Source organism: Cupriavidus sp. a3 (genome assembly GCF_051015765.1).
Lineage (GTDB): Bacteria > Pseudomonadota > Gammaproteobacteria > Burkholderiales > Burkholderiaceae > Cupriavidus > Cupriavidus oxalaticus_A.
In genome coordinates this window covers 3281647-3301358 of the sequence record NZ_CP170643.1, presented here as the reverse complement: position 1 = coordinate 3301358, position 19712 = coordinate 3281647, and the positions used below count along the sequence as shown (strand labels likewise).

Here is a 19712-nt window from a genome sequence, read left to right as displayed (position 1 = left end):
CTAGCGTCGCACGCGGCGGGCCGCGCGCGGGATCAGTATGGCTTCAGTAATTGCGGAGATCGTCCAGCTCGGTGCTGCCGAAATCCGGGCGGTGCAGGTAGGCGACGATGCGGCCCGCGGTTTCCTCGGCGGAAGCGAGCTGTTCGTTCGCCTTCAGGTCGCGGAAGCGCTGGACCTGGGCAAAGTCGGCGTTGCGGATCACGTTCTGCATGCCGGTATCGATCACGCCCGGCGCCAGCGCCACCGCGCGCACGGTGCGCGGTGCCGGTGCCTGCGCATACTCGGCGTTGACCGAGCGCATGAACATGTCCAGGCCCGCCTTGCCGGCGCAGTAGGCGCTCCAGCCCTCGATCGGGCGGCGTGCCGCGCCGGAAGAGATCGCCAGCACCTTGCGCGGGCAGTCGAACTTCTCGGTGCGCTCCAGGAACGCAGCGGTCATCGTCATCGGCGCCGCGAGGTTGGTCAGCAAGTGCGGTACCAGCGTGCTTTCCTGCAGGCGCGAGACCGGGCCGATCGGCTCGACCACGCCGGCGTTCAGGATCAGCGTGGCGCTGGCCGGCGGCTGGTCGAGGGTATCGATCACGCTGGCCAGCCAGGTGGCCGCGGGGCCGGCCTGGGACAGGTCCTGCAGGTGCCAGGCCACCGGCACGCCGCTCATGGTGGCGATGCGCTCCAGCTCGTTGTTGCGGCTGCGCGCCACGCAGATCAGGCGGTTGCCCGGCACGAGCAGGGCGTTGGTCAGTGCAGCGCCCAGCCCGCGCGAGGCGCCGGTGATGATGTAGAGGTGATTGGCTTCGCTCATGGTGCCCCGGTCGGAGATGTCGCCCTGCCGCCGTGCGGTGCGGCGCGGGCGGCGGTACAGCGTTGGATGGATTGCTGTGCCGCCGCCGGCCGCGCCGGCAGGGCGGGCGGCGCGGACAACGGTCGTTGCCTTACAGTCCTTGCTTGAGGCTGGCCTCGATGAACGGGTCCAGGTCGCCGTCCAGCACCTTCTGGGTATTGGACATTTCCACGTTGGTGCGCAGGTCCTTGATGCGGCTCTGGTCCAGCACGTAGGAGCGGATCTGGTGGCCCCAGCCCACGTCGGTCTTGCCGGCTTCCAGCTTGTCGGCCTCGGCCTGGCGCTTGCGCATCTCGTGCTCGTACAGGCGCGACTTCAGCATCGACATGGCCTCGGCACGGTTGCGGTGCTGCGAGCGGTCGTTCTGGCACTGCACCACGATGCCGGTCGGGATGTGCGTGATCCGCACGGCCGAATCGGTCTTGTTGATGTGCTGGCCGCCGGCGCCCGAAGCGCGGTACGTGTCCACGCGCAGGTCGGCCGGGTTGACTTCCACTTCGAACGAGTCGTCCACCTCGGGGTAGACGAACACCGACGAGAACGAGGTATGGCGCCCGCCCGACGAATCGAACGGCGACTTGCGCACCAGGCGGTGCACGCCGGTCTCGGTACGCAGATAGCCGAAGGCGTATTCGCCCTCGATCTTGATGGTCGCGCTCTTGATGCCGGCCACGTCGCCTTCGGACTCTTCCAGCACCTCGGCCTTGAAGCCCTTGCGCTCGCAGTACTTCAGGTACTGGCGCAGCAGCATCGAGGCCCAGTCGCAGGCTTCGGTGCCGCCGGCGCCGGCCTGGATGTCGATAAAGGCGTTGGCCTGGTCCATTTCGCCGGAGAACATGCGGCGGAATTCCATGCCCGCCACAATCTCCTCGAAGCCCTGGACGTCGGTTTCGATCGATTCGAGGGTCTCGTCGTCGCCTTCTTCCTTGGCGAGCTCGAACAGTTCCTCGGCACCGCTAAGGTCGTCCGTGAGCTTGCCGAGGACGCTGACCACGCCCTCGAGGGCCTTTTTTTCCTTGCCGAGATCCTGGGCGCGCTTGGGGTTGTTCCAGACGTCCGGGTCTTCCAGCAGGCCGTTGACTTCGTCCAGCCTTCCTACTTTGACATCGTAGTCAAAGATACCCCCGTAGATCTTCCGTCCGGGAACGGAGATCGGAGATGGCACCGGAGATGGCGTTGAGGCGTTCTGCTTCCATGATGTTCCTGCGCTTCGAAAACCTTGAATTATAGCGGATTGGTGCCCGGGATCGGTCGCGGATTCGGGCATTTGCGGCGGCCATGGCTGCCGCGCGGCGAACGGAAAGGCCATGCGATGGTCTATCCGGCGGTGCCGGGCAGCGCACGCGGCGATAATACGCATTCGCAAGCCGCCCCCCGGCATGAAGACAAACAGGGACGCATGACGAAAACCAGACATGACATCGAGGCAGGCCGGCGCCGCGCGCTGGGCCTGCTGCTGGCCGCCACCGCCGCCGCGGTCGCGGCCGGCTGCGGCACCACCGGCGGCCCCGTGCCGGATGGCTATTACCGCGTGGAACGCGGCGATACGCTCTATTCGATCGCCCGCAAGCACGGCCGCACCGTGCGCGACCTGACCCGCTGGAACAGCGACATCGCCAGCCCCAGCCAGATCGAAGTGGGCCAGCTGATCCGCGTGCGGCCGCCCGGCGGCAGTGCCGCCGCCTCGGCCGGCTCGACCGCCTCGACCGGCACCGGCCAGGCCGTCACCGATACCCCACGCGCCGACAGCGGCGCGTCAAGGCCGCCCGCCAGCAGCATCCGCCTGCAATGGCCGGCCGACGGCCGCGTCATCGCGCGCTACTCGCCGCCCGCCAGCAAGGGCCTGACCATTGCCGTGCCGGCCAACGGCACGGTGCGCGCCGCCGCGGCCGGCCGGGCCATCCATGTGGGCAACCTGCGCGGCTACGGCATGCTGGTGATCGTCAAGCACAACGACGACTGGCTGACCGTCTACGGCAACCTGGACCAGCCGCTGGTCAGCGAGGGCACCACGGTGGCGGCCGGGCAGGACGTGGGCCGCATGGGCGCCAGCGCCAGCGAACTGCATTTCGAAGTGCGCGCCAATGGCAAGCCGGTCGATCCGGCGGCCTATCTCCCCGCGCGCGGCTAGGACCGGGGCGATGCCCCGGCCGGCACGCTATTGCGCGTGCTCGATCACCAGTTGCACGCGCGTGACGCCGTTGAAGGTGTTGTTGTCGAGCCGGTAGGCCACCTGCGCGCTGGCCCCGAGCGATTCGGCGTGGTTGAACCAGATCGCATCGAAGCGCTGGCTGCCGCGCCCGAGCTGCAGCTTCAGGTGCTTGCCCTTGAGCACGCTCTGGCGCAGCACGTCGAACTCGCCGCAAAAGGTCGGTGCCGGGAAGCCCTGGCCCCACACCTGCTGCTCCAGCAGGGTGACGAATTCTGGGCTGAAGCAGTGGTCCTCGATATCGCCGTCGGTCTCGATCACGCGCGCGAGCTGGTCGTCGGTCAGCCATTCCTTGCCGACCGCTTCGAAGGCTTCCTGGAACTCGGCAAAACGCTCGGCGCGCACGGTCAGGCCGGCCGCCATGGCATGGCCGCCGAACTTGACCATCATGCCGGGGCAGCGCTTGGACACCAGGTCGAGCGCGTCGCGCAGGTGGAAGCCCGGGATCGAGCGGCCCGAGCCCTTGATGGTGGCTTCATCGCCGGGCGCGAAGGTGATGGTGGGGCGGTGGTACTTGTCCTTGAGCCGCGATGCGACGATGCCGATCACGCCCTGGTGCCAGGTGTCGTTGAACACGCTGACGGTAAAGCGCGCCGACGGATCCGGGCCGGCAAGACCGGCCATGGGCTGCTCCAGGATCTGCAAGGCCTCCTGCTGCATGCCGGCCTCGATATCGCGCCGCTCGCGGTTCATGCTGTCGAGCTCCTGGGCGATTTCCCAGGCGCGGTTGGCATCGTCGGTCAGCAGGCATTCGATGCCCAGCGACATGTCCGCCAGCCGGCCGGCCGCGTTCAGGCGCGGGCCCAGCCCGAAGCCGAGGTCGAAGGTATTGGCACGCGACGCCTCGCGGCCCGCGGCGCGGAACAGCGCCGCCACGCCCGGCTGCATGCGTCCCGCGCGCATCCGCCGCAGGCCCTGCGCCACCAGGATGCGGTTATTGGTGTCGAGCTTGACCACGTCGGCGACGGTGCCCAGCGCCACCAGGTCGAGCAGCGTCTGCAGCGGCGGCTGGGTGGCCTGGGTGTAGACGCCGCGCCGGCGCAGCTCGGCGCGCAGCGCCAGCAGCACGTAGAACATCACGCCCACGCCCGCCAGGTTCTTGCTCGGGAATTCGCAGCCCGGCTGGTTCGGGTTGACGATCACCGCCGCGTCGGGCAGTTCGGCGCCCGGCAGGTGGTGGTCGGTCACCACCACGTCGATTCCCAGCGCATTGGCCGCGGCCACGCCGTCGACGCTGGCGATGCCGTTGTCGACGGTGACGATCACGTCCGGCTGCTGCCTGGCCGCCAGCGCCACGATCTCCGGCGTCAGGCCGTAGCCGTACTCGAAGCGGTTGGGGACGATGTACTCGACCCGCGCGCCCAGCATGCGCAGCCCGCGCACCCCGACCGCGCAGGCGGTGGCGCCGTCGCAGTCATAGTCGGCGACGATCAGCAGGCGCTTGCCGGCGGCGATGGCGTCGGCGAGGTAGGCGGCGGCATGGCCGATGCCCTTCATGGCGCCCGGTGGCACCAGTTCAGGCAGGTCGGTCGCCAGCTCGGCGGTGCGGGCCACGCCGCGCGCGGCCAGGATGCGGGCCAGCGTGGGATGCAATCCGGCGGCGGCCAGCGTGGAGACGTGTTCGGAGGAATAGGTGCGGATGGCGATCCGGGTCATGGCGGGGCGGTCTTGTTCTTGCGATGGGTCGTTGGCTGGCGTTCGGCGAGGTTCAGGCGGCAAAGGCGAGGTCGGACAGCAGCGCGCGCCAGTCGCCGCGCTGGCCCATGCCGCGCCAGAACTTGCGCAGGTCGGCGCGGGTCACGGTGAACTCGGCAAAGTGGTTCTCGCCGCCCAGCACCAGCGTCACGCCGCCGATGCCGCCTGCGGCCAGCGCCTCCAGCGCCGGTGCGAACCAGTCGGCATCGAGCGCATGCATGCGCTCGATCCACAGGCCCCAGTCCTCCGTGATATGGGCTTCGGTGGCGAGTTCCAGCATCGCCAACGCCGATCCCCCGGGCGCCGCCACGCCGGCCAATCCCGCTGGCACGGGCAATACGCGGCTGCCGGCGGCCAGCGCCAGCCCGGCCAGGAACGGGTCGTCGCTCAGTACCGTGTCGGCCAGGCGCGGCACGGCCTGCAGCGTGCCGCCGCCATACAGCCAGACCGAGTTCACCGGCAGCTCGCCGCGCGCCTCGCGGGCCTGGTTGACCGGGTGGTCGAACCAGGTCATCTGGATCTCGTTCTGTACCCGGCGCCAGTCGCGCGCACGCTCGCCGGCCTGCATCCAGATATCGATGTTGCGCCCGGCCGCGCGCAGCGGCGTGGTCGCTTCCAGCGGGCCGAACACTGACTCGGGAAGGTACCAGCGCACCGGGCAGGGCGTCTGCAGCGCGATGCCGGATTCCTGCAGCAGCGGCTCGATGGCGGCGTGCAGCGCGGCCGCCTCATCCGGCCGGATGCCGAGATGCGCCGGCGGCATCAGCACCAGGTGGTCGCGTGCCGCGTGGATGTGCACCGGCTGCAGGCAGGCCCAGGACTGGCCGTCCGCCGCCAGGGCGGCTGCGCTGCTGTCGGCCAGCCGCATATAAGGCGCCGACGGCACCCGGCCTGTGTCGAGCCCCGTCTTGGCGGCCAGCCAGCGTTCCTGCGGCAGGCTGCGCAGGAACGGGTCGTCGTGCCGCTCGCGCGGGCCCGGCGTGGCCCGCGTCAGCAACTTTCCGAGCGCTGGCAGCTCCAACTGCCGCAGCAGCGCGCCGGGAATGACGTCGTCACGGCCGTCGTCGCCGGCGCCCGGCGGGACGGAAAAGGGCACAATCAGGGTCAGGTGCGTCATCATGGTGGCGAGATTGTAAACTTCCGGCTGGTCGATGCCAGTCCCGCGCCGCTTCCGTGCATCGTGGAAGGCGTTCGCCACGGCTCCCTGAGTGCCGCCGGCGCCCCTTGAAAGGGCGGCGGCGATATCCCGAAACAACAGGAATCCTCTTGAACTTTCCCTACGAGTGGCAGATCGGCTGGCGATACACCCGCGCCAGCAAGCGCGCCAGCCGCAACACCTTTATTTCGTTTATCTCGATGATCTCGATGTTCGGGATCGCCCTGGGCGTGGCCGCGCTGATCGTGGTGCTGTCGGTGATGAACGGCTTCCAGAAAGAAGTGCGCGACCGCATGCTGTCGGTGCTGGCGCATATCGAGGTCATCGGCCCGTCGTCGCTGCCCGACTGGCAGCACACCGCGGCCGAGGCGATGCAGAACAAGGAAGTGGTCGGCGCCGCGCCCTATGTGGCGGCGCAGGCCATGCTGACCCGCGACGATGCCGTGCGCGGCGTGCTGCTGCGTGGTGTCGAGCCGTCGCAGGAACCCAAGGTCTCGGACATCGGCAGCCAGTTCAAGTCCGGCAGCATGAACGCGCTGGTGCCGGGCGAATTCGGCATCGCGCTGGGCAACGAGCTGGCCAATGCCATGGGCGTGCAGGTCGGCGACAAGGTTACGCTGGTCGCGCCGCAGGGCACCATCACGCCGGCCGGCGTGCTGCCGCGGCTCAAGCAGTTCACCGTGACCGGCATCTTCTCGTCGGGCCACTTCGAGTTCGACAGCGCGCTGGCGCTGGTCAACATGCATGACGCCGAGACGCTGTTCCGCCTGAGCGGACCTACCGGTGTGCGGCTGAAGCTGCAGGACATGCAGCGCGCGCCGCAGGTGGCGCAGCAGCTCGCCGGCACCATGTCGGGCGAGCTGTACCTGCGCGACTGGTCCAAGCAGAACCGCAACTGGTTCGCCGCGGTGCAGACCGAGAAGCGCATGATGTTCATCATCCTGACGCTGATCATCGCGGTGGCCGCGTTCAACCTGGTGTCGACGCTGGTGATGACCGTGACCGACAAGCAGGCCGATATCGCCATCCTGCGCACCATGGGCGCGCAGCCCCGCTCGATCATGAAGATCTTTATCGTGCAGGGCGTCGCCATCGGCTTTATCGGCACCATCCTGGGCGTGGCCGGCGGTACGCTGATCGCGACCAATATCGACGTGATTGTGCCGTTTATCGAGCGCGTGCTCAGCGTGCAGTTCCTGCCGCGCGACATCTATTTCATCAGTGAATTGCCTTCGGATCCCCGCGTGAACGACATCGCCACCATCGGCATCATTTCCTTCGTGCTGGCCACGCTGGCCACGCTGTACCCCAGCTGGCGTGCCGCCCGCGTCAACCCCGCGGAGGCGCTGCGCTATGAGTGAAGCCGTGCTGCAAGCGGATACCGCCCCCAATGCGGCGGGCCAGGCGGTCGCCGGTTCGCCGGTGCTGGTGGCGGAGGGCCTGACCAAGCGTTTTCGCCAGGGCGGGCTCGATGTCGAAGTGCTGCGCGGCGTGGACGTGCGCGTCAATGCCGGCGAGAAGGTCGCCATCGTCGGTGCGTCCGGCTCGGGCAAGAGCACGCTGCTGCATGTGCTGGGCGGGCTCGACAATCCCGACTCGGGCCGCGTTGCGCTGCTCGGCAAGCCGTTCACGGCGCTGCGCGAGCGCGAGCGCAATGTGGTGCGCAACCGCTCGCTGGGCTTTGTCTACCAGTTCCATCACCTGCTGCCGGAATTCACCGCGCTCGACAACGTGGCGATGCCGATGCGTATCCGCGGCATGACGCAGCACGATGCGCGCGGCACGGCGCAGGCGATGCTGGAGCGCGTGGGGCTGGGCGGCCGCTCCAAACACCGGCCGGGCGAGCTGTCCGGCGGCGAGCGGCAGCGCGTGGCGATCGCGCGCGCGCTGGTGGGGCAACCCGCCTGCGTGCTGGCCGACGAACCGACCGGCAACCTCGACGACCATACCGCCGGCGGCGTCTACGATCTGATGCTCGAACTGTCGCGCACGCTCGGCACCAGCTTCGTCATCGTCACCCACGACCTCGACCTGGCCGGCCGCTGCGACCGCGTGCTGCGGCTGCGCGACGGCCACCTGCACCAGGAACGCTAGGCCGGGCCCCCGGCATTGCACCATGTGGATCGACACCCACTGCCATCTCGACGCGCGCGAATTCGACGCTGACCGGCGCCAGGTAGCCGACGCGGCCGAGGCCGCCGGCGTGCGCGGCATGGTCGTGCCGGCGGTGGCGGTGTGGAATTTCGAGGCGGTGCGCAAGCTGGCGCACGAGGACTCGCGCTGTGTCTACGCACTCGGCATCCATCCGCTCTGCTCGCCCGGTACCGGGCAGGCCGATATCGATGCGCTGCGGCGCGAGGTGGCGGCCAGCATGGGCGATCCGCGCTTCGTCGGCATTGGCGAGATCGGGCTCGATTTCTTTGTCGCCGGTCTCGATAGCAATCACCAGGCCTGGCTCTATGCCGAACAGTTGAAGATCGCGCGCGAATTTGACCTGCCGGTGCTGCTGCATGTGCGCAAGTCGCAGGACCAGGTCGGCGCGCAGTTGCGCAAGCTGGGCGTGAAGCGCGGCATCGCCCATGCGTTCAACGGCAGCCATGAGCAGGCGCGGCGCTTTGTCGAGCAGGGCTTCAAGCTTGGCTTCGGCGGCAACCTGACCTTCAGCCGCGCGCGCCAGATCCGACGGCTGGCTACGGACATGCCGCTGGAGGCGCTGGTGCTGGAAACCGACGCTCCCGATATCGCACCCGCGTGGCTTGCCGACGACCAGTTCGGCGAGCAGCACAAGGTGCGCAACACCCCCGCCGAAGTCGCCGGCGTGGCGCGCGTGCTGAGCGATCTGCGCGGCATCGATGCCGCGGCGCTGGCGCAGGCAACCTGGCGCAATGCCGTCGAGGCACTGCCGCGGCTGGCTGCGTTCGCCGAATCCATGGCGCCGGCCACACACACAACTTCCACGATTTCCTGACAGGCTGACAAGCTTTCCGCTGCATCGTGCGGTTACAACTCTGGCTGTGTGCAATCAGCCGGGGAGATGCCGTGCGCGTGTTCGTGGTGGCGTTCGTCGCGGGATGCTGGCTGCTGCAGCAGCAGGCAACGCTGCCGCGGCAGGACGTCGTGCGCGTGGCCGCTGCCGGTCTGGTGCTGGCGGCCATCGCGATGCTGCTGCGTGGCAGGCGCCTGCGTGCCGCATGGCGGGGACTGGTGCTGGCCGCCGTGGCCGCGGTGGCCGTTGGTGCCGCGTTCTGCTGGGCGGCATGGCGCGCCGATATGCGCTTGCGGGAGTGGTTGCCCGCATCGCTCGAATCGCGCGATCTCGACGTGCAGGGTGTGGTTTCCGGATTGCCGTCCGAATCAGCGGGCGGCGTCCGCTTTGCCTTCACCGTCGGGAAGACCGTGCCGGATGGGGCGGACGAACCAGGGTTGACGTTGCCCGGCCGGCTGCTTCTCCACTGGCGCGACGCGCCGCCTGACCTGTACCCCGGCCAGCGCTATACCCTGACCATACGCCTGCGGCGCCCGCGCGGACTGGCCAATCCCTTCGGCTTCGACTATGCCTATTGGCTGCTGGCGCAGGGCTATGGCGCGACGGGCTACGTACGACGCGCGCATGGTCCGCCGCAGGAGGCAACGCGGGAACGGCTCGCATGGCGCATCGAAGCGTGGCGCGCGGCAGTGCGCGATCACCTGCGCGCGGCGCTGCCGGATGATGCGCGCTATGGCCCGGTGCTGGTCGCGCTGGTGATCGGCGACCAGCGCGGCATCGATACGGAAGACTGGCAGTTGTTCCGGCGTACCGGCATCAGCCACCTTGTCAGCATTTCAGGCCTGCACATCACCATGATCGCTGGCATGGCGGGGTCGTTCGCCGGCATGCTGTGGCGGCATTCGTTCGGGCTGGGGCGCCGGCTGCGCCGGCCGCTGCCCCTGTGGCTGCCGGCCAGGCACGCGGCCCTGGTGACGGCGGTAGCCGGTGCGGTGACATACGGGCTGCTGGCCGGGATGCAGGTGCCCGCGTTGCGCACGGTGGCGATGCTATGCGTGGCCGCACTGGCGGTGTGGAGTGGGCGGGCACCGCCGGCGTCGGTGGTGCTGGCTTGTGCGGCACTGGCGGCGTTGCTGCTGGATCCGTGGGCGGTGATGTCGCCGGGCTTCTGGCTGTCTTTCGGCGCGGTGGCGGTGATCTTCTACGCTGCCCGGTCCGGGCATGGCGCGCCGGAAACTCGCTGGCAACGCATGCGTGCCACGCTTGCCGCCGCGGCGCGCACGCAATGGGCGGTCACAGCCGGGCTGGTGCCGCTGACGCTGTTGCTGTTCCAGCAGGTGTCGGTGGTGTCGCCGCTCGCCAATGCTATCGCGATCCCGGTGGTCAGCCTGCTGGTGACGCCACTGTCGCTGGCTGCCGCCGCCGCGCCGGCCATGCTGGCCACGCCGTTGCTGGCCGTCGCGCACCAGGCCATGGTATGGCTGGCCGCCTTGCTGGGTTGGCTTTCCGGCCTGCCGTGGGCCATGTGGGAGGCGCCGGCATCGGGGCCGTTGCCGCTGCTGCTCGCCCTGCTCGGGATCGCGCTGTTGCTGGCGCCGCCTGCCAGTGCCGCGGCGCGCCTGCATGGCGGCCTGCTGGTGTTGCCGTTCGTATTGGCGCGCGGCCCGCCGGTGGCGCATGGCGAGTTCCGTGCGGTGATGCTCGACGTGGGGCAGGGGACCGCGGTGCTGGTGCAGACGCGTACGCATGCGCTGCTGTACGACACGGGCCCTGGCTATGCATCGGGCTCCAGTGCGGGCGCGCAAGTGGTGGTGCCGGTGCTGCGCGGCCTGGGTCTCGGCCGGCTCGACCAGCTGATGGTCAGCCATGAAGACGCGGATCATGCCGGTGGTGTGGCTGACGTGGCGGCGGCGGTGGCCGTAGCGGCGCGCAGTACCGGCGCGCCGCCGCACCATGCCTTGCTCGGGCCGCCAGCATCCGGCTGGGCGCCGTGCGCGGACGGCCAGCAATGGGACTGGGACGGCGTGCGTTTCACGGTGCTGCATCCGTTGCCATTGCAGTCGCAACAGGCGGCGATCGCCAGCAACGCCCGTAGCTGTGTGCTGAGCGTGGCGACCGCGCGGCATCGCCTGTTGCTGACCGGCGATATCGGCGTGGCCGAAGAACGCGCGCTGATCGACAGGCTGCCGCCCGAAGCGCTGCATGCCGACGTGATGGTGGTGGCGCACCACGGCAGCGGCACCTCTTCCGGTGCAGCGTGGCTGGACGCGGTGCGGCCCCGGGCGGCGGTATTCCAGCTTGGCTATGCGAACCGCTACCGCCACCCCCGCGCCGACGTGTGGGAGCGCTATGGACGCGCCGGCATCGCGCGCTACCGCACTGACGAAACCGGCGCGGTGACCATGGCCACGGCGCCGGCGGGGTATGCGTTGTCAGTGTTTCGGCAGGCCGAGCCGCGCTATTGGCGCGCGCGGCCGGAGGCGCCGCGCTAGCGGGCCTTGCGGCGTCGCGCGCGGGTGGCCGCCGGGGCAGGTTGCGCGTCGGCGGCAGCCGGCTGGGGCTTGGCGCGGCCTCGGGCAGGCGGCAGCGTGCGTGCCGGCTCGGCGCCCGCGATGCGGCGTTCGCGCAGGTGGGCCTTGGCACGCTGCAGCCCGGCGGCAACCGTTTCCGCGCGCTCCAGTGCCACGCCCGCGGCCAGCACGTCGCCAAGCACCAGGTGGCTGATGCGCGAGGTCATCGGCGTATAGACCTCGCTGTCTTCCTCGACATCGGAAAACACGCAAACGTCGGCCAGCTTGGCCAGCGGCGAGCCGCTGTGGGTGATCGCCAGCACGCTGGCGCCGCTGCTGCGCGCCAGCGTGGCGGCAGTCAGCATGTCCCAGGTGCGGCCGCTGTTGGACACCAGCACCGCCACGTCGCCGGCGCCGAGCAGCGCGGCGGACATGCTGAAGACATGCGGGTCGGAATAGGCGACGGTCGGGATGCCGAGACGGAAGAACTTGTGCTGGATGTCGAGCGCGACGATGCCGGAATTGCCGCAGCCGTAGAACTCGATGCGGCGGGCGCGCGCCAGCAGGTGGATGCCGTGTTCGATCTGGTCGGCCGACAGCGCGTTGCGCACGCTCATCAGCGTGGCGATGGTGCGGTCGAACACCTTGCCGGCGATGTCGGCGGGGCGGTCGTGGGCGTCCACATCCTGGTGCACGAATGGCATGCCGCCGCCGACGTTCTGCGCGAATTGCAGCTTGAACTCGCGGAAGCCGTCGTAGCCCAGTGCGGCGCAGAACCGTGCGATGGTGGGCTGCGACACGCCTGCGCGCTCGGCCAGTTCGGGCATCGACAGGCGGATAACGGCGGCGCCGTGCTCGGCGACGTAGTCCGCCAGACGGCGTTCGGAGGGGCGGAGCGTGTCGTAGACGGCAAGGATTCGGTCGCGCATGGCGGCGGGCGGATATCAGGTTGTTCGGGATTCTCTAATGTAGAGATTCTACATCCGTTGGCGAGGCATCGTGCCCGAAATCGTGCCCGCCTGGCTGTCAGGGTTTGCCCGTGATGTGGGAAAACAAGCAAGATTGAGCGCCATTGTGATGCATGATCCAGTCGACGGCGGCATTGCTATCGGTAATAATGTAGAAAATCTACATGCGATCGCGCCGCTTTGGTGCTACGCCCCGACAAAAGGAACGCCTCCGCCATGCCCATTGCCGTCCATGCCGAGCTGTTGGCCGTCACCGAACGCATCGTTGCCCGCAGCCGCGCCAGCCGTGCCGCCTACCTTGCACGCTGCGAGCGTGCGCAAGCCGAGCTGGGACCGCTGCGCGGCATGTCCTGCGCCAACCTGGCGCACGGCTTCGCCGCACTGCCAGCCAACGACAAGCTGAAGCTGCGCGTCGACCATGCGCCCAATCTCGGCATCGTCACCGCGTACAACGACATGCTGTCGGCGCACCAGCCCTATGAGCGCTACCCCGGCGTCATCCGCGAAGCCGCGCGCGCGGTCGGGGCCGTGGCGCAGGTGGCGGGCGGCGTGCCGGCGATGTGCGATGGCATCACGCAGGGCAACGCCGGCATGGAGCTGTCGCTGTTCTCGCGCGATGCGATTGCCATGGGCACGGCCATCGCGTTGTCGCACAACACCTTCGATGCGGCGCTGATGCTGGGCGTGTGCGACAAGATCGTGCCGGGCCTGCTGATGGGCGCGCTGCAGTTCGGCCACCTGCCGGTAGTGTTCGTGCCGGCGGGCCCGATGGCCACCGGCCTGTCCAACAAGGAGAAGGCGCGCGTGCGCCAGCTTTACGCCACCGGCCAGGTTGGCCGCGATGCGCTGCTCGAGGCCGAATGCCAGGCCTACCACGGGGCCGGCACCTGCACCTTCTATGGCACCGCCAACAGCAACCAGTTCCTGATGGAGATCATGGGCCTGCACCTGCCCGGCGCGGCCTTCGTCCACCCGGACAGCGGCCTGCGCGATGCGCTGACGGCCGCGGCGGCGCAGCGCGCGATTGCGCTGAGTGCGCGCGGCAGCGACTACCTGCCGCTGGCGCGCATCGTCGACGAGCGCGCCGTGGCCAACGCCATGGTCGGCCTGCTGGCGACAGGCGGCTCGACCAACCACACCATCCACCTGGTGGCCATGGCGCGCGCCGCCGGCATCATCATCGACTGGGACGACTTCGACCGACTGTCGCGCATCACGCCGCTGCTGGCGCGGGTGTACCCGAACGGCTCCGCCGACGTGAACCACTTCCATGCCGCCGGCGGGGCCGGGCTGATTATCCGCGAGCTGCTGCAGGCCGGGCTGCTGCATGAGGACGTGCAGACCGTCGCGGGCCCGGGCCTGGCGCGCTACACGCAGGAGCCGGTGATGCGCGATAGCGTGCTGCAATGGCGCGAGGGGGCGACGGCAAGCGGCGACGCCCAGGTCGTTGCCAGCGCCGCGGCGCCGTTCTCGCCCGAAGGCGGGCTGCGGCTGATGCAGGGCAACCTGGGCCGCGGTGTGATCAAGGTCTCGGCCGTGGCGCCCGAGCATCGCGTGGTTGAGGCGCCGGTGCGCGTCTTCGATGCGCAGGAAGCGCTGCAGGCCGCGTTCGATGCCGGCGAACTGAATGGCGACCTGGTCGCCGTGGTCCGCTTCCAGGGGCCGAACGCCAACGGCATGCCCGAGCTGCACCGCCTGACGCCGGTGCTGGGCGCGCTGCAGGACGCCGGCCACAAGGTGGCGCTGGTGACCGACGGGCGCATGTCGGGCGCGTCGGGCAAGGTGCCTGCGGTGATCCACGTCGGCCCTGAGGCACTGGCCGGCGGCGCGCTGGCCCGCGTGCGCGACGGCGACCGCATCCGCGTCGACGCGGTCGCCGGCGTGCTGCAATGGCTGGGCGACGAGGGCGAGTTCGCGGCGCGCGAGCCGGCGCCGGCCCCGGCCGACGATTTTGCCCGGTTCAGCCTCGGGCGCGGCCTGTTTGGCTCGTTCCGGCGCCATGCGCGCATCGCGGAAGAGGGGGGCAGCGCACTCGACCTGTCCGAAGCGGATGCCGGCGCCGCGCCAGGCGCATCCGCCGCTGCCGTGGCGGCGCAAACCGTCGCACAATAGCCTTGCGCACCTGCCTCACGACAGCAAGACGATACCAAGACCGACGGAGCAGACATGATCTATATCCTGATGGGCGTTTCCGGCAGCGGCAAGACCACGGTCGGCCAGCTGCTGGCGCAGCGCCTGGGCTGCGGCTTCCATGACGCGGACGAATTCCACAGCGAGGCCAACAAGGCCAAGATGCACGCGGGCATCCCGCTGACCGACGAAGACCGCTGGCCCTGGCTGGCGGCGATGCGCGCCGCCATCGACACGGCGCGCGCCGAAGGCCGGACCCACGTGTTCACTTGCTCGGCCCTGCGCCAGGCGTACCGCGACCGGCTCACGCCGCCAGACGGCGGCGTGACCTTCGTCCACATGAAGGGCGATGCCGCACTGATCGCCGGGCGCCTGTCCGCCCGCAGCGACCACTTCTTCAATCCCGAGCTGCTGCAGAGCCAGTTCGATACGCTGGAAGCGCCGCGCGACGCGCTGGAGCTCGATATCCGCCAGTCGCCCGAAGTCCTGGTGGACACCATCCTGCAGGCTTCCGCTCGCTGAGCCTTTCGCCCGCGATCCACCGCGCCATCGCAATGACGGCCGCCAGCCTCGCCGGCGGCCGTTTTTGCGTGCGCTGGCAGACATCTTGCTAGCTCACTTTCCGTGCCGGCCAGGATTCGCCAGCTTGCGGCTTTCGCCGGTACAGGTATGCTGAAAGGGCCAGTGACTCGACAGTATCGCCGCGCCAATGCCATCGGAGACCCTCCCGGGCCCCGAGGCAATAACGCGGCGGGCTTGTGGCAGGACAGCCAGGTCAAACCAGGGCGGCCGGATGCGGGGCAGTGGCAGCACCCGACGCCCACTACATGGAGGAACGGCCATCATGGCAGGGCGGTTTTTCGACGAGATGCTGGACTGGCGCGCCGACGGGGCGCCCACGGTCATCCAGGCAGGGCAGGCATTGCCCGACGGGGCGGTACGCCCGCATTACCGGCATTTCGCTGACTGGCTGGCGCGGCAGTCCGGCGGCACCATGGACAACAAGCGGGCCGAGGCGGACCTGATCTTCCGGCGCGTGGGCATTACCTTTGCCGTCTATGGCGACAAGGACGAAGCCAACAGCGGCACCGAGCGCACCATCCCGTTCGACGTGATCCCGCGCATCTTCCCGGCCAGCGAATGGGCGCTGCTGGAAAAAGGCCTGCGCCAGCGCGTGGCTGCGCTGAACCGGTTCATCCACGACATCTACCACGGCCAGGACATCATCCGGGCCGGCGTGATCCCGCCCGATCAGATCTACAACAACGCCCAGTACCGACCCGAGATGCTCGGCGTCACCGTGCCGCACGACATCTATGCGCACGTGGCCGGCATCGACGTGGTGCGTGCCGGCGAGGGCGAGTTCTACGTGCTGGAAGACAACCTGCGCGTGCCCTCCGGCGTGTCGTACATGCTGGAAAACCGCAAGATGATGATGCGGCTGTTCCCGGACCTGTTCGCACGCAACCGCGTCGCGCCGGTGGCGCACTATCCCGACCTGCTGCTCGACATGCTGCGCGGCGTATCGCCGCAGGCGATCGCCGATCCCACGGTGGTGGTGCTGACTCCGGGCATGTATAACTCGGCGTACTTCGAGCACGCCTTCCTGGCGCAGCAGATGGGCGTTGAACTGGTCGAAGGCAGCGACCTGTTCGTCGAGGACGACCACCTGTTCATGCGCACCACGCAGGGACCGCAGCGCATCGACGTGATCTACCGGCGCGTCGACGACGACTTCCTCGACCCGCTGGTGTTCCGGCACGATTCCGCGCTTGGCGCGGCCGGGCTGCTGTCGGTCTACCGTGCCGGCAACGTGACCATCTGCAATGCGATCGGCACCGGCGTGGCGGACGACAAGTCGATCTATCCGTACGTGCCCGACATGATCCGCTTCTACCTCGGCGAAGAGGTCATCCTCAACAACGTACCCACCTACATGTGCCGGCGTCCCGACGACCTGCAGTACGTGCTCGACCATATGCAAGAGCTGGTGGTCAAGGAAACCCACGGCGCCGGCGGCTACGGCATGCTGGTGGGTCCGGCCGCGACGCGCGCCGAGATCGATGCCTTCCGCGAGGTGGTCAAGGCCAGGCCCGAGCAGTACATCGCGCAGCCGACGCTGGCGCTGTCGACCTGCCCGACCTATGTGGAGTCGGGCATCGCCCCGCGCCATATCGACCTGCGCCCGTTCGTGCTGTCGGGCAAGGAGGTGCGCATGGTGCCCGGCGGGCTCACGCGCGTGGCGCTGCGCGAGGGCTCGCTGGTGGTCAATTCCTCGCAAGGGGGCGGCACCAAGGACACCTGGGTGCTCGAACGATGACGACGACAGCCCCTCACGCGATCAAGACCGCGAGCAACACCGCGATCAACACCGCCGCTGCCATGCCAGGAGAGCCCACATGCTGAGCCGTACCGCCGACCACCTGTTCTGGATGGCCCGCTACACCGAGCGCGCGGAAAACACCGCACGGATGCTCGACGTCAACTACCAGACCTCGCTGCTGCCGCAGTCGGCCGAGGTGGCCGAGCAGGGCTGGTGGGCGATGCTCGATATCTCGGAGCTGACGCAGGCCTTCGACCACAAGTACGGCCTGCTGTCGCGCGACGACGTGATCGACTTCATGGTGCGCGACATGACCAATGTGTCGTCGATCATGAGTTGCCTGCGCGCGGCACGCGAGAACGCGCGCGCGGTGCGCGGCTCGCTGACCACCGAAGTCTGGGAAACCGTCAACACGACCTGGCTCGACGTGCAGCGCATGATCGCCGACGGCGTACTCAGGGAAGACCCGTCGAGCTTCTTCGAATGGGTCAAGTTCCGCTCGCACCTGGCGCGCGGCGTGCAGTTCGGCACCATGCTCAAGGACGATGCCTTTCACTTCATGCGGCTGGGCACCTTCCTGGAGCGCGCCGACAATACCGCGCGGATCCTCGACGTCAAGTTCCAGGCCTCGGGCAGTGACGACAGCGATCCCAACCGCGAGCAGAACGACTTCTACCACTGGGCTGCGGTGCTGCGCTCGGTGTCCGGCTTCGAGGTCTACCGCAAGGTGTATCGCGCGGTGGTCACGCCACAGCGCGTGGCCGAACTGCTGGTGCTGCGCCCCGACATGCCGCGCTCGCTGGTGTCGAGCATGGACGAGGTGGTGACGATCCTGGCCATGGTGCGCAACCAGCAGTCGGCGGAGACCGAGCGGCAGGCTGGTAAACTCCACGCCGACCTGAAATACGCGCGCATCGACGACATCTTTGCCGTCGGCCTGCATGCGTACCTGACCAGCTTCCTGGAGCGCATCGGCGATCTCGGCAATGGCATCAGCCGGGACTTCCTGGTACCGCTGCAGGCGGCCTGACATGGGCGCACCGGCAACGACCATGTGCTGCCGCCGCCGCGCCGCGCCCTGATACCGTGAAATACAAGATCCACCACCATACTGTCTACCGCTATGCCGAGCCGGTGCGCCGCAGCGTGCACGAGCTGCGGCTCGAGCCGCGCTCGGGCCCGCTGCAGACCGTGCACAGCTGGCAGCTGAGCACGCCGGGCAACCCGTCGGCGGCGTGCGACGGCTTCGGTAACATCGTGCACAACTTCACCGTGGCGGGCCCGGCGGACACCATTGCCATCGAAGCCAGCGGCGAAGTGGAAGTGCTGCCTCCGCATGGCGACCTCGACCGCGACGGCCACCATGCCTTCTGCGATGCGCCGCCGGCCGGCGAATCGCGCGTGTCGCCGCTGTACTTCCTCGGCAGCACGCCGCTGACCACGGCGCCGCGCGAGATGCAGGCCTTCGCCGCGCCTTTCCTGGCCTCGGGCCATGAAATTCCCGCGTTGCTGGCGCTGGCCCAGGCCATCGGCGAACGCGTCCGCTACAAGCCCAATACCACCGATGTCGGGACTTCAGCCGCCGAGGCGTTCGGCCTGGGCAGCGGCGTGTGCCAGGATCAGGCGCAAGTGATGGTGGCGGTATGCCGCGCGCTCGGTGTGCCGGCGCGCTATGTGAGCGGCTACTTCTACGATCCCGCCGCGACCGAACTGGCCAGCCATGCATGGGCCGACGTTTGTCTGGATCCCCAGCGCGAGATCTGGTGCAGCATCGACATCACCCACGGCTGCCTCACCGACGAGCGCCATGTCCGCCTCGCCGTGGGGCGCGACTACCAGTCTGCCGCACCGGTCCGGGGCATCCTGGAGGGCGGTGCCGGCGAGACGCTCGAGGTCAATGTCGTGATCACGCCGCTTGCCGATCCGGTCTAGCTTCGGCCGCGCCAATTAGGTGCCACATTCCAGAACCGGCACCGAGACACGGCAGCGGCGCTAGAATCCGTTAATGCAGCCCTCCGGCCGGCCACTCCCGGCCGTCCGACAAGAACACCAGAACAAGACCATGACGTACTGTGTAGCCATGCGGCTGGATGCCGGCCTGGTATTCCTGTCCGATTCCCGCACCAACGCCGGGGTGGACGCCATCTCGACGGCACGCAAGATGACCGTGTTCGAAGAGCCAGGCGACCGCGTGATGGTGCTGATGACCGCGGGCAACCTCGCCATCAGCCAGTCGGTGCGCCAGATCCTGGCGGAGAACCACGACGACAAGCGCTCGTTGTGGAACGCGCGGGACATGTTCGAAGCCGCGTCCATCGTCGGTGACGCGGTGCGCCAGGTGCACAAGCGCGACGCGCATGCGCTGCGCGATGCCGGCATCGAATTCAACGTCAGCCTGATCTTCGGCGGCCAGGTCCGCGGCGAGCGGGTGCGGCTGTTCAACATCTATGCTGCCGGCAACTTCGTCGAAGCCACGCCGGAAAACTGTTATTTCCAGATCGGCGAGGCCAAGTACGGCAAGCCCATCATCGACCGCGTCGTGCATCCGTCGCTGCCGCTGGCCGAGGGCGCGAAATGCGCGCTGATCTCGATGGATTCGACGCTGAAGTCCAATATTTCAGTGGGTTTGCCGCTGGACCTGCTGGTCTACGAGGCGGATTCGCTGCGCGTGACGCGCTTCGTCAACATCGACGAGCGCAACGCCTATTTCCGCATGATCCGCGATACCTGGGGCCACCGGCTGCGCCAGGTGTTCGGCGAAATCCACAACCCCGAATGGGACCCGGCCCTGCCGGCCGACTTCCCGCTGGCGCGCAGCGGCGAGGGCGACTGCTGGGGCCAGCCCGTGCGCGCCAGGCGCAATCCCTCCCGCACCCAGGAATGAGGGGCGGGGC

16 protein-coding genes are annotated in these 19712 nt (G+C 68.7%); 11 read left to right on the top strand and 5 right to left on the bottom strand.

The genetic code is table 11. The annotated features are described in order from the left end of the window. Positions 1 to 43 precede the first annotated feature (43 nt). Both ACAD63_RS15855 and prfB read right to left on the bottom strand, forming a co-directional pair. Complete coding sequence (locus tag ACAD63_RS15855) at positions 44 to 802, bottom strand: SDR family oxidoreductase (RefSeq protein ID WP_133097580.1); 759 nt, start codon at positions 800 to 802, stop codon at positions 44 to 46. A 130-nt stretch (positions 803 to 932) separates the two neighbouring features. Next, a protein-coding gene (prfB, locus tag ACAD63_RS15850; protein ID WP_133097579.1) for a peptide chain release factor 2 occupies positions 933 to 2037 on the bottom strand; the annotation gives its coding sequence in 2 pieces (ribosomal slippage) (positions 933 to 1955 and positions 1957 to 2037; 1104 coding nt in all). A 203-nt stretch (positions 2038 to 2240) separates the two neighbouring features. Between prfB and ACAD63_RS15845 the strand changes: the two genes are divergently transcribed. Then, positions 2241 to 2972 carry a peptidoglycan DD-metalloendopeptidase family protein gene (locus tag ACAD63_RS15845; protein ID WP_135704938.1) on the top strand — a complete coding sequence of 244 codons (732 nt, stop codon included), beginning with the start codon at positions 2241 to 2243 and terminating at the stop codon, positions 2970 to 2972. 27 nt (positions 2973 to 2999) lie between these two features. On the opposite strand, the gene recJ is transcribed toward ACAD63_RS15845, so the two are convergent. Further along, positions 3000 to 4706: a single-stranded-DNA-specific exonuclease RecJ gene (recJ, locus tag ACAD63_RS15840; RefSeq protein ID WP_135704939.1), complete on the bottom strand. Its 1707-nt coding sequence runs from the start codon at positions 4704 to 4706 to the stop codon at positions 3000 to 3002. 52 nt (positions 4707 to 4758) lie between these two features. Then, positions 4759 to 5865: a hypothetical protein gene (locus ACAD63_RS15835; protein ID WP_133097576.1), complete on the bottom strand. Its 1107-nt coding sequence runs from the start codon at positions 5863 to 5865 to the stop codon at positions 4759 to 4761. Between the two features lie 146 nt (positions 5866 to 6011). On the opposite strand from ACAD63_RS15835, the gene ACAD63_RS15830 reads away from it, so the two are divergent. The 4 genes from ACAD63_RS15830 (at position 6012) to ACAD63_RS15815 (ending at position 11379) form a co-directional block, all read left to right on the top strand. Further along, the gene (locus ACAD63_RS15830) at positions 6012 to 7262 is read left to right on the top strand and encodes a lipoprotein-releasing ABC transporter permease subunit (RefSeq protein ID WP_195429626.1); all 1251 of its coding nucleotides are present in this window, start codon (positions 6012 to 6014) and stop codon (positions 7260 to 7262) included. Continuing rightward, positions 7255 to 7995, top strand: a complete 741-nt coding sequence (lolD, locus tag ACAD63_RS15825; protein ID WP_133097574.1) for a lipoprotein-releasing ABC transporter ATP-binding protein LolD — start codon at positions 7255 to 7257, stop codon at positions 7993 to 7995. Before ACAD63_RS15830 ends, lolD begins: the two co-directional genes overlap by 8 nt. A gap of 22 nt (positions 7996 to 8017) precedes the next feature. Continuing rightward, on the top strand, positions 8018 to 8869 hold the full coding sequence (locus ACAD63_RS15820) for a TatD family hydrolase (RefSeq protein WP_195429617.1): 852 nt from the start codon (positions 8018 to 8020) through the stop codon (positions 8867 to 8869). A 71-nt stretch (positions 8870 to 8940) separates the two neighbouring features. Beyond that, on the top strand, positions 8941 to 11379 hold the full coding sequence (locus ACAD63_RS15815) for a DNA internalization-related competence protein ComEC/Rec2 (RefSeq protein WP_434032943.1): 2439 nt from the start codon (positions 8941 to 8943) through the stop codon (positions 11377 to 11379). On the opposite strand, the gene ACAD63_RS15810 is transcribed toward ACAD63_RS15815, so the two are convergent. Next, positions 11376 to 12326 carry a MurR/RpiR family transcriptional regulator gene (locus ACAD63_RS15810; protein WP_135704944.1) on the bottom strand — a complete coding sequence of 317 codons (951 nt, stop codon included), beginning with the start codon at positions 12324 to 12326 and terminating at the stop codon, positions 11376 to 11378. The two genes, ACAD63_RS15815 and ACAD63_RS15810, sit on opposite strands and share 4 nt — an antisense overlap. 255 nt (positions 12327 to 12581) lie before the next feature. Between ACAD63_RS15810 and edd the strand changes: the two genes are divergently transcribed. The 6 genes from edd to ACAD63_RS15780 all read left to right on the top strand — a co-directional run bounded on the left by edd (position 12582) and on the right by ACAD63_RS15780 (position 19702). Beyond that, a complete protein-coding gene (gene edd / locus ACAD63_RS15805) occupies positions 12582 to 14477 on the top strand; it encodes a phosphogluconate dehydratase (protein WP_135704945.1) in 1896 nt (631 codons plus the stop codon). 54 nt (positions 14478 to 14531) lie between these two features. Next, positions 14532 to 15017, top strand: coding sequence for a gluconokinase (locus ACAD63_RS15800; RefSeq protein ID WP_195429611.1), 486 nt, complete (start codon positions 14532 to 14534; stop codon positions 15015 to 15017). Positions 15018 to 15339: 322 nt separating this feature from the next. Beyond that, complete coding sequence (locus tag ACAD63_RS15795; protein WP_133097526.1) at positions 15340 to 16815, top strand: circularly permuted type 2 ATP-grasp protein; 1476 nt, start codon at positions 15340 to 15342, stop codon at positions 16813 to 16815. Positions 16816 to 16894: 79 nt separating this feature from the next. Beyond that, positions 16895 to 17848, top strand: a complete 954-nt coding sequence (locus ACAD63_RS15790; RefSeq protein WP_133097525.1) for an alpha-E domain-containing protein — start codon at positions 16895 to 16897, stop codon at positions 17846 to 17848. A gap of 56 nt (positions 17849 to 17904) precedes the next feature. After that, positions 17905 to 18750, top strand: coding sequence for a transglutaminase family protein (locus tag ACAD63_RS15785; RefSeq protein ID WP_135704946.1), 846 nt, complete (start codon positions 17905 to 17907; stop codon positions 18748 to 18750). A 130-nt stretch (positions 18751 to 18880) separates the two neighbouring features. After that, positions 18881 to 19702 (top strand): peptidase, encoded by an 822-nt coding sequence (locus tag ACAD63_RS15780; RefSeq protein ID WP_133097523.1) that lies wholly within the window; start codon positions 18881 to 18883, stop codon positions 19700 to 19702. Positions 19703 to 19712 lie beyond the last annotated feature (10 nt).